The organism is Mycobacterium yunnanensis (assembly GCF_025823185.1).
Classification (GTDB): domain Bacteria; phylum Actinomycetota; class Actinomycetes; order Mycobacteriales; family Mycobacteriaceae; genus Mycobacterium; species Mycobacterium yunnanensis.
Map to the genome: position 1 here is coordinate 549,967 of NZ_JACKVK010000005.1, position 14,016 is coordinate 563,982.

General features: G+C 66.9%; 12 protein-coding genes. 7 read left to right on the forward strand and 5 right to left on the reverse strand.

The genetic code is table 11. The annotated features are described in order from the left end of the window. Nucleotides 1-15: 15 nt before the first annotated feature. Nucleotides 16-978, reverse strand: coding sequence for a glycosyltransferase family 2 protein (locus H7K45_RS09830; RefSeq protein WP_263995593.1), 963 nt, complete (start codon nt 976-978; stop codon nt 16-18). 642 nt (nt 979-1,620) lie between these two features. Here H7K45_RS09830 and H7K45_RS09835 point away from each other — a divergent pair. From H7K45_RS09835 to H7K45_RS09850, 4 genes are all read left to right on the forward strand, one after another. After that, the gene (locus H7K45_RS09835) at nt 1,621-2,808 is read left to right on the forward strand and encodes a glycosyltransferase family 4 protein (RefSeq protein WP_263995594.1); all 1,188 of its coding nucleotides are present in this window, start codon (nt 1,621-1,623) and stop codon (nt 2,806-2,808) included. Next, nucleotides 2,805-4,124, forward strand: a complete 1,320-nt coding sequence (locus H7K45_RS09840) for a hypothetical protein (RefSeq protein WP_263995595.1) — start codon at nt 2,805-2,807, stop codon at nt 4,122-4,124. The genes H7K45_RS09835 and H7K45_RS09840 overlap by 4 nt, the downstream gene beginning before the upstream one ends. Nucleotides 4,125-4,177: 53 nt before the next feature. Next, on the forward strand, nt 4,178-5,344 hold the full coding sequence (locus tag H7K45_RS09845) for a beta-ketoacyl synthase N-terminal-like domain-containing protein (RefSeq protein WP_263995596.1): 1,167 nt from the start codon (nt 4,178-4,180) through the stop codon (nt 5,342-5,344). A gap of 126 nt (nt 5,345-5,470) precedes the next feature. Continuing rightward, the gene (locus H7K45_RS09850; protein WP_263995597.1) at nt 5,471-6,304 is read left to right on the forward strand and encodes a hypothetical protein; all 834 of its coding nucleotides are present in this window, start codon (nt 5,471-5,473) and stop codon (nt 6,302-6,304) included. On the opposite strand, the gene H7K45_RS09855 is transcribed toward H7K45_RS09850, so the two are convergent. From H7K45_RS09855 to H7K45_RS09865, 3 genes are all read right to left on the reverse strand, one after another. Continuing rightward, nucleotides 6,286-6,957, reverse strand: coding sequence for a DNA-binding response regulator (locus H7K45_RS09855; protein WP_263995598.1), 672 nt, complete (start codon nt 6,955-6,957; stop codon nt 6,286-6,288). The genes H7K45_RS09850 and H7K45_RS09855 overlap by 19 nt on opposite strands. 17 nt (nt 6,958-6,974) lie before the next feature. After that, nucleotides 6,975-9,257 carry an ATP-binding protein gene (locus H7K45_RS09860; protein ID WP_263995599.1) on the reverse strand — a complete coding sequence of 761 codons (2,283 nt, stop codon included), beginning with the start codon at nt 9,255-9,257 and terminating at the stop codon, nt 6,975-6,977. Between the two features lie 318 nt (nt 9,258-9,575). After that, nucleotides 9,576-9,689 (reverse strand): hypothetical protein, encoded by a 114-nt coding sequence (locus tag H7K45_RS09865; protein ID WP_173008004.1) that lies wholly within the window; start codon nt 9,687-9,689, stop codon nt 9,576-9,578. Between the two features lie 142 nt (nt 9,690-9,831). On the opposite strand from H7K45_RS09865, the gene H7K45_RS09870 reads away from it, so the two are divergent. After that, on the forward strand, nt 9,832-10,494 hold the full coding sequence (locus H7K45_RS09870) for a TetR/AcrR family transcriptional regulator (RefSeq protein ID WP_263995600.1): 663 nt from the start codon (nt 9,832-9,834) through the stop codon (nt 10,492-10,494). A gap of 9 nt (nt 10,495-10,503) precedes the next feature. Then, the gene (locus H7K45_RS09875) at nt 10,504-12,294 is read left to right on the forward strand and encodes an acyl-CoA dehydrogenase (RefSeq protein WP_263995601.1); all 1,791 of its coding nucleotides are present in this window, start codon (nt 10,504-10,506) and stop codon (nt 12,292-12,294) included. Nucleotides 12,295-12,398: 104 nt separating this feature from the next. Here the strand turns inward: H7K45_RS09875 and H7K45_RS09880 are convergent, their stop codons facing one another. Beyond that, nucleotides 12,399-13,505 (reverse strand): alcohol dehydrogenase catalytic domain-containing protein, encoded by a 1,107-nt coding sequence (locus H7K45_RS09880; RefSeq protein ID WP_263995660.1) that lies wholly within the window; start codon nt 13,503-13,505, stop codon nt 12,399-12,401. Nucleotides 13,506-13,531: 26 nt separating this feature from the next. Between H7K45_RS09880 and H7K45_RS09885 the strand changes: the two genes are divergently transcribed. Beyond that, entirely contained in the window at nt 13,532-13,987 is a 456-nt protein-coding gene (locus H7K45_RS09885; protein ID WP_263995602.1) for an acyl-CoA thioesterase, read from the forward strand. Nucleotides 13,988-14,016 lie beyond the last annotated feature (29 nt).

Sequence of the window (14,016 nt, forward strand, 5' to 3'; positions counted from 1 at the left end):
CCGCCGCCGCTCTCGTCACGAGGCCATCTCCGAACCACTCGTCGGGCTGACGTCGACGACGGCCGGTACGACGTGCAACCGATCTACGGGGCGCGACCGCACGGTGGTGCGGCGCAAGCGTCGGAATTCGGTCATGATCGTGCGCAGGACACGGAGGCCGTCTCGGACGGCATTGAGATTGCTCACGCCGTGAATGCGAGACTCCTCGAAGCTGTGGACCTCGGCCACGGCCAGACCGCTGGCGGCGATGCGCACGTTGATCAGCGTCTCGATCTCGAATCCGTCGCCCCACTGACGGTCTGGGCTTCCGATGGCGGGCAGCTCCATCACGTCGAGGCACCGACGCCAGAATGCGTTGTACCCGTAGCACAGGTCGGTGTATCTACTTCCGAACAGTCCGTTCACCGTCGCGTTCAAGCACCAGTTCCCAATCCGCCGGATCTTGGTGATGTCGGCGCTTCCCCCGCCCTGGATGAACCTGGACCCCTTGGCGAAGTCGGCTCCACTGACCAAAGCTCCCACGTAGCGCGGAATCTCGGCTGGATCGGTACTACCGTCGGCGTCCAACATCACGACGATGTCGCACGTCGCCGCGGCGAACCCGCAGGCGAGCGCGTTGCCCTTGCCCGTCCGGGTCTGGGTGACCTGCACCGCGGCGGGCCACAGTGCCCTGCTCACCTCGACCGTGTCGTCGACTGAGTGGCCGTCGACGAAGATGATCTCGTCGATGTCGGTCGGTATGCGCGCGGCGACGTGTGGCAGGTTGCGCGCTTCGTTCATGGCCGGAATCACCAACGAGATCGTCGGGCGCGCAACCCCCAACGCCGCGCCGTCCCAGACGCTGAGGTTCAGCAGAGCCGCCGGCCTGGTGCCGGCGCTACCAGGCAACCCCTCCGGCGCCGGCCGTCGTGCCAGGCCGCGGATCCGTCGGCGGGTGCGGCGGCGGTCTTGCTCGCGGGTCAATCGTTCGGTAGTCATCACGGCCCCCTGTTTTGGTCTTCAACGAGCCGCGAGGCCCCCGGCCCGGCCAACTCACGATAGTTTGCCAACGCACAGTAGCACCGCACCCGCAGGTCACGCAGTTCGTCGCAGATGCGGTCTCGCCGGACATCCTTGAAAATGTTTGCGAACTGTCTCTAGGGCAGGTGTCGGCAGCTGGAGAAATGGCTGAAGATATCCCGTCTCAACGCTTTGCGCGGCACGTCTGCCGTCATCGACGATTGGACATCCCAGAGTCGAAATGTGCGGTGGACACCAGCCGTCGGACCCGCCGGCGGGCTCGGCAAGACGTCCGCGAGATGGCACCTAAATCCACCCTCAGCTGCGCATTTCCCAGCTCTGGGAAAGGCGACATCGGCTGTCGTACGAACGGCGGACACGTCCTGTCGGCGAATTGAATGATTACGCGGAAATGGATGGCCGGGGCGCTTTTCGAGTTGTGGAAGCTCGATGTCGCACTTAGTGTCTGTCCAATCGTCATGGGGATTGGCGGAAGCGCTTCGACCGGGGGGATTCGGGCATGGAATCGACGCTCGAGGTGTCCGTCGATCGTAGGACAGCAGTCGTAGTCGAAAGTTGCCAGCAATGGCACCGCAATGTATTTCGCGCCCGGTCTGGCTCATGAGCCTCGCCGCATCACCGCGATTCCCGGGCCTGGCCGGCTCCGTCACGTTCGTCACGCGCCCGGCTCGCGCCGAGCATGGGGCCGCCGACATGCCGACGTCCGCGTTGGCCAGAGAGCTGGCCAAGAGCGGGACGAGGGTGGTGGTGCTTACGGCCGAACGGGGTATCGACCGGGCGCTCGTCGAACGCCGCGATGGCTGCTGGAGCGTCAGCTTCCCGGCGTGGGCCGTGCGGTGGGGCACGTTCTCTCCCCGGCTCTCGTGGGCCGCCCTCCAGAGTCGACGAGCCGATCGCGTGACGCACGTCCACGGGTGTGACCTGAACGCGGCGCTCGCGCTTCTCGGCCGACGGGCGCCGGCGGTGTGGACGCCGCACCCGTACGGCACCACTGGCGGCCCTCGGCCGTCGCGGTGGTCCACCCGGCTCCGTCGCCTCGTGACGATGACGCTGGTGAGTAGATGCGCTGCCATCGTCTGCGGCTCCGAGGCGGAACGCCACGACTTCGTCGGAGACTTTCCCGCCGCCGCCAACCGAGTCGTGGTCATTCCCAGGGGTGTCGAGACCGAAGCGATACGGCGGGCCCAGCCGCTGCCGGGGCAGGCACCGACCGTCGTGTGCCTCGATCACGGAGACTCCGCCCTGCGGGTAGTCGACGTGATACGCGCGTTTCGCGACGTGCCTGCGCCCACCCAACTCGTCGTCGTCGGCGGCGACCGTCACCGTGACGAGTTGACCGCCCTGTCGGAGACCCTGGGCATCTCGGACCGCGTGATGATCACGGGACGCCTGGGTGCCGAGGAGATGTACCGGTGGTTTCGTACGGCTGCCGTCTTCGTCGCCATGTCGCCGAGTGAGACGGCGGGTATGGCGCCGGTCGAGGCCGCCTACGCGGGAGCGCGAATCATCCTGGGTGACCATCGATCTCATCGACGATTGGCCGATCAATTCCTGCGCCGATGCGCGACCATCCTGACGGACGGCACGCCAGCGGCCATCGCCGCAGAGATCCGACGGCAGCTGAACGCGTCGCGTTCCGATCCCTGCGGCGCCCTCGACTGGGGAGACGTCGCATCACGAACCGCCGACGTCTACCGGACGTTGGGTGTCGCACCCGCGATGCCGGTGTTGACGACAAGGGATCCGCTCGGTGCGGATCCGTTCGCACAGAGGGAGTTGAGGATATGAAGACAGCACGAGCCAAGGCACGCGGCAGGCGAACGAGCTATCTCGACCGCACCTGGTTGAACCGGTGGACGGTGCTCACCATAGCGCCCATCGTCACGCCGAGTCTCGACGAATTGCGCGGCAAGATGGTCGATTTCATGACCGCCGATCCGACCCACCCGTTGTGCTGCACGCTGGAGGACGGGGGCAAGCGTTGGCGCCCGGTTCCACGTGACGAGCGATGGCGCCACGTCAAGGACACCATCGTGAGTGGTGGACCGTACTATCTCGACGATCCGTTCGCCTACCTCGACCAGCACCGACCCGACGAGGGGTCGACGGCTCCGTTCAAGGTCATGGTCGGGCCCGATTCGATGACCTTCTACTTCCTGCACGCATGCGGTGATGCCTCGGTCTTCTCGCCGTTCTCCGTGCTGATGTCGCTTGGCGACGTCGACGGCCTCCGGGCGCTTCGGGGAGACGCCGGGCTTCCCGTCGCAACCAAGATCCTGTTCAAGGAGGCCAGGCCGCACTGGCGTGAGTGGTGGAACCACCTCCGGTCGTCGCACACCGCACCCGCCGCGCCTGGCGATGGTGAGGCGCACCCCGTCACGCCGCGACCCAATGCCACGACGGCCGTCGGAACCGTGCTGGATGCAACTGCCTTCGCCCATGTCAAGGCGTGGCGCAAGCAAGCCATGCCCGGTGTGGCCACCACGGCACTGATGGCGTCTGCGACGTATCTCGCACTCGCCGCAGAAGGCGTACCCGTCAACCCGCGGGGTCTCTACACCCTCGTGGACCTTCGGCGTCACCTGCCGCAGGATCAATCGTCACGACCAGGAAATCTGGCCAAGGGCGTCTTCATCCCTGCCGATCTTGGCGATCCGACGTCGGTGGGTGCCGGGCTCAAGCAACTGGTGTCTTCGGCACGTGCGGTACCTGCGTTGTTCTCCGGCGCGCTCGCCGTAGCGCTCCGAAGGACGACGCCATCGCCGGTGGCAGGAGATCGCACCGAGGAGGTCACCATGACGTTCAACTCGATGATGCGCAATCCCGGTGCGGACGACATTCCGTGGACGGACCCGAGCGAGGCCAGCTACGTCACGATGTCGTACCCCTCGGCATCCGACGGCATCAGCGTCTCGGCGTGCGCGATCGCGGGGCGGTTGCTCTTCTCGGCGTCGTTCGACCCGAACCGAATCGACGCCCACGCGGTCGACCGCGCCCTCAAGCGACTCCTGGACATCCCTGCGCTGTTCACCGAATCGTCGATGGCCGACGAACTGGTCGCCCCGGTGCCACAGGCGCCAGCGGGGAGCGGTGTTGGGCAGTGACGACCAGCTAGTGAACAGGACCTTGAACGACTGAACGATCAGAGGAAGAAAGCATGTCAGACAACGGAATTGGAGTCACCGGCCTAGGCGTCGTCAGTGGATACGGCTGGGGTCGGGAGGTGTTCTGGGACGGAATGTGCAGCGGAAAGTCCGCCGCCCGCCTGATCGGCGGTTTCGGGGCCGACGGCACCGATTCGGCCTGGATCGCCCAGATCCCCGAAGGGGGTGAGGTGGCCGACGGCGACGGTCTGTTCGGCCGCGCGTTCATGGCGGCGGGGCGTGAGGCGATCGTCGACGCCACGGCTCGAGGATGGACGCCGGGGGATCGAGTCGGCGTGATCTATGCGGGCTGCTTCAACGACATGTACGCATGGCGTGAGGTGAGCCGCGGCAACGCCCGCCGCGCCCGAGAATTCGTCAGGGCGTTTCCGTCCACGCCGACGGCAATGTTCATGAAGGAGTTCGGGTTTCATGGGCCGTCCTTCGAGGTGTCCGCGACCTGCTCATCCGCCAACTACGCGATGTTGACGGCCAAGGAGTGGCTCGAGCTGGGCAAGGCCGACGACGTCGTGGTGATCTCTTGCGACCTCTCGCTCACGCCCGAGGTAGTCGCCGGCTTCGTGGGCATGAAGGCCGCCGTCGTCGACGTCGAACCGCAGGACGCCTGCCGTCCGTTCCAAACGGGGAGCCGGGGGTTCCCGCCCGGCGAGGCGGCAGTGGGATTCGTGCTGTCCGCCGCGTCGCAGGACCCGTACGCCATGCTCCTCGGCGGCGCCATGACCAGCGACGGTTATCACGCGACGGGAATGGATCCGTCATACGCACAGGTGATTCGGTGCGTCACCGAAGCCATGGCCGACGCCGGCGTCGGTGCCGAGGACGTCAACTATCTCAACGCCCACGGCACCGGCACCGAACAATGCAACGCGGCCGAGGTGGCCTTCCTGGATGAGGTATTCGGTACCGCGCAGCCGTCGCTGTACGCGCTTAAGCCCCTTGTCGGCCACTGTCTCGCCAGCGCGGGTGCGGTGGAGCTGGCGGCGGGAATGATGGCATACCAACGCAAGGTGGTACCGGCGTCGAGAGTGGTCAGTGTCGGCCACCCACGGCTGCTCGACGGTCAGACGCCCTTCGACGGCGGGGTGACGCTGAAGACCTCCATGGGTATGGGTGGCTACAACTCCGCCCTCCTCGTCGGGCCACCCGTCGCCGCGGCGTGATGAAACGGCGGCGTCGTTCGAGTCGGAGGTGACCCCGGTATTCCCCGCTTTCGGACTGGCCAAGAAAGAGGCATTCGTTACGACGTCACCGTCGACGTCCTGTGTATCGGAGGGGGCCCGGCGTCGATGGTTGCGGCCATCGCCGCGGCCAACGCAGGCAGGGTGGTCTTGGTGGCCAAACTCGCTGTCGGGCAGGCACCGTGGCGCTCCGCGGAGCCCAAGCCGCCACGGTCGTGGACGGCTGCAGTGCGCGATGCGCTGAGCTTCGACGGCATGCCGGCGGCGACGCTGAACTACCTCGACGCGGTGACCAGCGGTGTCGACGCACCTCGCCCCGCTTCGATGCCGGCGGGGTTGCCGCGGCGGACCCTTGCCGAATCACGGGAGCCGTTCGGGCCGGTGCCGCCCTTTCGTGGCTGCGACATCCCGAGCTGGAACCATGACTGCCTGAACTCCAGATACTGGTCGATCTACACCCGGGCCACCGTGCCGGGAACGCGGGAACTCATCCTGCCGACCGGTAGGCGGATCGAGGTCGGCATGATCGGAGGTCAGCCCGACGACTGGTCGGCGACGACTCCATCTGCGTGGTTGGGCATCCGCGCGCGCACGTGCGGAGTGATGACGATGTACGCGGATTATCTGCACCACTTGGTGTTCGACGACGACGGTCAGGTCATCGGAGCTGCGTTCGGCAACCACACGGTCCGTGTGCACGACGGGGTCGCCTTCGCGTCGACTCCACAGGCGTCCGACGACTCCGTCCTGGGCGAAGCGTGGCGGTGGCCCGACGCCCAGCTCGGGCTGACCAGCGCCGTCGCCAGCCGGTTCGGCCGCCTCGAGCTGGTGACCAGCGGCGAGACCAAGCCGGTGTCGTCGGCGCGAATGGCCGTCTCCGAGGCCGTGGCGCGGAGTTCGGGTCTAGGTCGCGCCACCAGGCGTCACAGATCGTCGAGGTAGATGATGCCGTCTTGAATGGCGCGCGCGACCAGAGCGGACTTCGTCGGAGCAGCGCGTCCGACCGCGGCGTACTTGGCCCGCACTCGTTGCAAATGGGTTCGAACGGTCGTCGACGAGATGGCAAGCTTCTGCCCGACGAGATCCTTGCTCTCGGTTTGGAACCAGGCGATGAGGACTTCCTTTTCCCGCGGACCGAGTTTGGGTCTGCCGACGCTCCTGTCGTGAAAGATCGCCTTGGCCATCCGTGGGCCCACGTAGGGCTCGTTGGCCAGAGCCGCACGAATGGCGTCGACCAGATGAGACCGTCCTTCGGACTTCACGATGAACGTGACGGCGCCCAACTCCAGGCACCGCAGGATCACCTCGTCACCCGCCAGATGGGAGTACACGACCACCCGGTGACCACGTGCGACCACCTTCTCCAGGCCGGCGAAATCTGGTCGGTGCGAACGCTGTTCGAGGTCGAAGACCACGACGGCGGGCGGGCCCGTCCCATGGGCGCCGAGGAACTCCGAGGTCACACTGAATCCGGTGGCCACACTGATCGGTGGGTCTGCCTGCTGGCACCAGATCTGCACGGCCATCTGAATGGCATCGTGATCGTCGATGACCACGATCGGCATCGGGTGGGCAATCTGCGATTCTTCTGTCATGTTCCCCCGTTCGATCCTCATCCCGCGCGCAGCGTCCACCACATGGTGTCGTCTGCGACGACGACTTCCGCCTCCCCCGGCGGTCGTCGCGCGTTGATCCAGGTAGTTTCGGACACGTCACACACCACGCTGAGATCGACTTTGGTCTGCGCGGCCGTCAGGACGACTCTGGCCCAGGAGTTGGCCTGCTCGAGCACGGCGTCGACGTGTCTCAGCACGTCCTCGACGGTGTCGTCGTCGAGCGCGGGAAGATCGCGGTCGACGTGTGCGGTGACGCTCACGCCGCGTCGTTCGGCCTTTCCGATGAGCGCCTGGATCTGCCGTGACAGGTCGCTTGCCTCCGCACCGGACTGGTCGAATAGCGTTCGGAGCCGTTGGCATTCGGCCCGCGCCCGGCGCCGGACGTCCTCGGTGATCGGGCCACCCCCGGCCAGCCCCCGCAGCAGTGGAATCAGGCGATCCACGGTGTCTGAGCGGGCGCGGACGCACTCGGACTGCAGAGCCGAGGCAATGGCCTCGGCGGTCTGCAGACCTAGCTGAGCTTCGTTCTCTCGGCGTGCCCTGCGGACCGCGTCGAGGACTGATGCACCGATGAGACTGATCGCGATCTGGGGGATGAGGAACGCCGACGTCGCGATGCCGAGATCGGCGGCCATGCGGACGGACGGCTCTCGGAGGACGTCGAACGCCGCGGGAATCACCCAGACCACCAGCAGGATCGTGACACTACTGCCGGCGGGTAGCCCGAAGAGCAGGAGAAGGAGACCGAAGCCGACGATGCCCAGCGTCCAGTCTGCGTAGGTGTCCAGCTCCAGAGGGTCCAGCGTGCCGTGTTGGATCACGGCGGTCGCCGCCAACACCGCCGAGACGGTCCAGCCCGCCCACCGGACGCCACGTAGCGCCCGTGGGAGCGCGGCAAGTATGCACGACGTCATTGCGATGCCGAGACCTATTTGGACGTGGGCGACGGTGTGGTCGGTCGGGCTGCGCCACAACCCGATTGCCGTGAGAAGGGCCGACGCGACGACCAGTGCCAAACCGTACCGTGATCGGAGGCCGGGGATCGTGTCGTCGTCGACCGCGCGATCACCGGAATGGCGCGCCGGAACGCCTTCTCGTTCGGTGGACCATCGCAGCTCGACGGTCGTGCCGACGTCGGGCGTCGAATGGACGGTGGCGCCGCCGCCGATCCGGTGCATCCGCTCGACGATCGACTCGCGAATACCGTGGCCGCTGGACGGTGTGGGCACGAAACCCCCTCCGTCGTCGTTGATCTCGACGCATTGCCAACCCGTGTAGATGGTCGTGAGCGTCGCGCCCGCGTGACGGTCGACGTTGTTGAGCGCCTCGCGTGTCGCGGCGCAAATCGCCTGCGCCCGTTGACCGTCCAATAAGAGGTGGTCGAGCCCGGTGAACTCGACGGGGAGGTCTACGTACGCGGACGCCTCCGTGCGCAACAGCGTCACCAGGTCGACCGGTGCGCTGCCGTACGCGTACGGGTTGGTCTGCAGGACCACGATGTCGCGCGCGGCTCGTGCGGCCAGCCGCCGCTCGGGCACGTGGGCAGTCTGTGCGACCAAGAGCAGGGTGGCCGCAGCCGTGTCATGGAGCATGGCGACGTGCTCGCGCTCTGCCCGTCGCACGGCTTCCGCGACGCTGACGCCCATCTTCGTCGGCGCGTGACGTTGATGCAGGCGGTCGGAAGTCCTCGCCACGTGTTCGATCGTCAGGCGCAACATCACACCCACGGCCCAGCCGCCGAGGACCGCAGGTACACAGATAAGCGCGCCGTCGACCCCCGTGAGCATCGTCGCTCCATACGCGAGGGCGCCCGCGCTGAGCGCCGAGGCCGCCAGAGACCACCTCACCCGCAGTTGGACCGCAAGGGTGCCCGTCGAGACGACGACGATCGCCACCGGCGCACTGACCGCTCGAGTCAGCTCGGTCGCGGGTATGAGCGCCGGCAGGCTGGCGCCCGCGACGACGATCCACGCGACGTCGCATCCGGTTGCGACGCGCGACCGCGAGCGGCTGGCCAGTCGGTACACCGACCAGCCCGCCACGGCAGCCATCAACGACGTGCCGTAGATGCCGGGGACACCAGTTTCGACCGGTGCGAGCAAGGCGACCATGGCTGCGGCCAGACAGGAGCAATGCCGCGCGACGGTGACGATGCCCGCAATCTGCTGCCGCACTTCGTGCCGAGACACCTCGCGCGACGTGGTGGTCGTACGCGCAGAGGCTGCGCCAAGGTGCGTCCCGGCACGGAGGATCCCGACCGTGTCCCCGATCGCCCCCATGGGAACAAGATTAACGCCGACGTGCAGAACCAGCAACGCGTAGGGAGATGCAGAAGGAAGACGGTCAAACGCGCTATAAGCACATTACAAACGACTAATTCGCGATTACCGCAATGTTACTTTTCGCCGTAGGCGTGCGAATATGGCGAACGGTTGACGGATCAAGCCACTAAACGAACTGAGTAATTCGCGGACGGACGCCGCGGAGGAGCGGGTTGACTGCACGCTCAGTCGCCGAACCCTGGACCCAGGGGATGACGCTCAACCCAAAAACCGGTCGTCCATGGGACGACCGGTGAGGGGGACTGAGATTAGGTGCTAGACCGGCGGGTACGCCGGGGGCGGGTAGACGCCGCGCAGACCCCACGGGATGAAGTTGAAGAAGTATTCGGCTTCGTCGCTGATGTCGTAGTCAGGATTCGGGTCCATCATTACCTCCATAGCGGGCCGGCGTTGGTCGAAGTGTAGCCCGGGACGAACCGCGGTAAACAGTGGATGAGGACGATTCCCTAGACTGGCCAACCAGTTGATTGGTACCCCGGGAGCAGGCCCGGCCTACGTAGAGTGAGCCCTCATGTCCACCACCGAGCCAGACTCCCTTCGCGCCAACGGCCTGACCCGTCGGGAGGAGCTGCTCGCCGTCGCCACCAAGTTGTTCGCGGCGCGCGGGTACCACGGCACTCGGATGGACGACGTCGCCGACGCGGTCGGTCTGAACAAGGCGACTGTGTACCACTACTACGCCAGCAAGTCGCTGATCCTGTTCGACATCTGCAAGAGTGCCGCCGACTTCACCGTCGAGGCCTTGCACGACGACCCGTCGGCATCGGCGCGCGAGATGATCTACCACTTCACCCGCCGACTGCTCGTCGGGATCGCCTCCGACATCGAGCGGGGGGCCGTCTACTTCCAAGAGGCGCCCTACATCACGGAGTGGTTCACCGAGGAGCAGGTGGCCTACATCCGCAAGGCCGAGAGCTCGGTGTACGAGCACGTCCGCGACGTCATCGACCGCGGCATCGCGAGCGGCGAGTTCTACGACTGCGACTCCCACGTGCTGGCCCTCGGCTACATCGGCATGACGCTGGGGTCCTACCGCTGGCTCCGGCCGCAGGGCCGGCGGACGGCCCAAGAGATCGCCGTCGAGTTCAGCACCGCGCTGCTCCGCGGTCTCATTCGCGACGAAGCGGTGCGCACCGAGGCACCGCTCGGCATCGACGTCGCCAGCGAGGCGTAGAACGGTCTGATGAAGTCCACCTTGCTGTCGCGGCGCGATCTCGACTTTCTGCTCTACGAATGGCTCCGCGTGGAGGAGCTCACCAAGCGGCAGCGGTTCGCCGAACACTCCCGCGACACGTTCGACGGCGTACTCGACCTCAGCGAGGACCTCGCCGAGAAGTACTTCGCGCCGCACAACAAGAAGAGTGACGCCAACGAGCCGACCTTCGACGGCCAGCGGGTCACCGTGATCGGCGAGGTAAAGGAGGCCCTCGAGGCATTCGCCCAGGCCGATCTGGTCGGCGCCAGCATGGACGAGGAGCTCGGCGGTGCGCAACTGCCCGTGTGCGTCGCCCAGGCCGGATTCGCCTACGTCTCGGCCGCCAACGTCAGCACGTCCGGCTACCTCATGTTGACCGTCGCCAACGCGAATCTGATCTCCAAGTTCGGCGACCAGCAGCAGATCGACGCGTTCGTCAAGCCGATGCTCGCCGGCCGCTTCACCGGCACGATGGCGCTCTCGGAGACCCAAGCGGGTTCGTCACTGGCCGACATCCTGACCCGTGCGGAGCCGCGGCCCGACGGCAGTTACCGGCTGTTCGGGGCCAAGATGTGGATCTCGGGGGCCGAACACGAACTCAACGACAACATCGTCAACCTGGTGCTGGCGAAGATCCCCGGTGGACCGGCCGGGACCAAGGGCATCTCGCTGTTCATCGTGCCGAAGTACCTCGTCGGCACGGACGGCTCGATCGGGGAGCGCAACGATGTGACCGTGGCCGGGCTGAATCACAAGATGGGGCAACGCGGCCTGTCCAACACGGTGCTCAACTTCGGTGAGGGCATCCACCAACCGCTCGGCGAAGCGGGCGCGGTGGGCTACCTCGTCGGCGAACCCCATCGTGGTCTGGTCTACATGTTCCACATGATGAACGAGGCCCGCCTGGCGGTCGGGATGGGCGCGGTGTCGCTTGGCTACACCGGCTATCTGAAGTCCGTCGAGTATGCCCGTGACCGTCCGCAGGGCCGACTGGTCAAGGATCCCACCACGCCGCAGGTGCCCATCGTCCAGCACGCCGACGTCAAGCGAATGCTGTTGGCGCAGAAGGCATACGTGGAAGGCGGGCTGGCCCTGGGGCTCTACTGCACCAAGCTGATCGACCTGCAGCGCACGGCGGAGTCGGCCGAGGAGGCCGAACACGTGACCGACCTGCTCGACATCCTGGTGCCGGTGGCCAAGAGTTGGCCCTCGCAGTGGTGCCTTGAGGCAAACGACCTGGCCATCCAGGTGCACGGCGGCTACGGGTACACCCACGAATACGACGTCGAACAGCACTACCGCGACAACCGACTCAACCCCATCCACGAGGGCACCCACGGCATTCAGAGTCTGGATCTGTTGGGCCGCAAGGTGACTCAACGAAACGGTGCAAGCCTGGCCGAGCTGGGTCGGGTGGTGACGGCGACGGTCGAGCAGGCCACCGCCGCGGGCGGCGAGGCCGCCGAACTCGCCGGCCAATTGGCGGCGGCCTGGCAGCGTGTACTGCAGGTGACCTCGGCCATGTTCGCCACCGCCGACACCGAGGCGACGCTTGCCAACAGCGCGATCTACCTCGAGGCGTTCGGCCACGTCGTCATGGCATGGATCTGGCTCGAGCAGTTCGTCGTCGCCGACGGTCAGTCGGGGGACTTCTACGACGGCAAACGTCAGGCGGCCAGGTTCTTCTTCCGCTACGAACTACCTCGCACCGCACCGCAATTGGACCTGCTCGAGCAACTCGATCGGACCACCCTCGAGATGCGCGACGACTGGTTCTAGCCGAACTCCGCCCGCCACCAGCCGTCGAGACATAAACCTCGTCGGGGTTCCCCGGCGTGTCGCCGCCGACGTCTATGTCTCGCGGGGAGGGGCGAGGGGAGCCGCTAGAACTCGACGATCTGGCGCACCGCGAGCCCGTCGGCCAGCTGGTCCATGCCCTCGTTGATCTGGTCGAGGCCGATCGTGGCCGACACCAGGGATTCGACGGGCAGCCGGCCGTCGCGCCACAGCCCGACGAAGCGCGGGATGTCGCGCGCCGGCACCGCGGAGCCCAGATAACTGCCGATCAGCGATCGGCCCTCCGCGACGAAACCCAATGGCGCCACGCTGATTCTGGCGTCCGGGTGGGGGAGTCCGACCGTGACGGTGCGCCCGCCGGGCCCGGTGAGCGCGATCGCGGTCTCGAGCGCGGCGGGATGCCCGGCTGCCTCGATGACGATGCGGGCCTTCAGGTCACCGGCGTCCTCGGGGGTGACGACGGTGTGCGCGCCAAGTTCCGTTGCGCGCGCCAACTTCTCGGGCACCTGGTCGACGGCGATGACCTCGACGTCGTCGTGTGCCAGCGCGGTCAGCAGCGCCGCCATGCCGACCCCACCCATGCCCACGATCGCGATCGTGTCGCCGGGCCGGGGCTGGCCCGCGTTCAGTATCGCACCGCCGCCGGTGAGCACCGCGCAGCCCAGCAGTGACGCCACGACCGGCGGGACGTCGTCGTCGACCGGCACGACCGAGCGGCGGTCGACGACGGCGTGCGTGGCGAACGCGGAGACGCCGAGATGGTGCAGCACCGGCTCGCCGTCGGCGGCCAACCGGGTGCCTCCGGCGAGCAGGACGCCCGCCCCGTTCGCGGCGCTGCCCGGAATGCACGGCGCCAGGCCGTCGGTGTCGCACGCCGCGCACTCGCCGCACCGCGGTAGGAAGGTCATCACGACGCGCTGACCCACCCCCACGTCGCCCACACCGGCGCCGACCGCTTCGACGACGCCCGCGGCCTCGTGGCCGAGCAGCATCGGCACCGGTCTCACCCGGGAGCCGTTGACCACCGACAGGTCGGAGTGGCACAGCCCGGCGGCCTCGATGCGGACCAGGAGTTCGGTGTCGCCGGGCGGGGCGAGCTCGAGGTCGGCGACGGTCAACGGCGTCGACTCGGCGTAGCGCCGGGGCGCTCCGATGCGGTCGAGCACGGCTCCACGAATCTTCACACCCGACAGCTTGCCCGCACTGGCACACTCGTGCGGTGAGTACAGCCGAGCGGGACCTGACGTCGAGAGACTTTCCGGTGCACTGGCCGGTGACGACCAGGTGGGCCGACAACGACATGTTCGGCCATCTCAACAACGCGGTGTACTACCAACTCTTCGACACCGCGATCAACGCGTGGCTCGGCACCAGCACCGGTCACGACCCGCTTGCCGCACCGCAGCTCGGGGTCGTCGCCGAATCCGGCTGCCGCTACTTCGCCGAGCTGCAATTCCCCGACCCACTGGTCGTCGGATTGGCCGTCACCCGGCTCGGCACCAGCAGCGTGACCTACCGCCTGGCGGTATTCGCCCCGCCCGAGTCGGAAGATGACGCCAAAGCCGTTGCGGCGGTGGGGCATTGGGTGCACGTGTACGTCGAACGGGACAGCAGGCGGCCGGTTCCGATCCCGGATGCGTTGCGCGCTCTGCTGACCACCGCGGTCAGCACCTGAGGCCGTCGCGCACCACCGCTGCCGATATG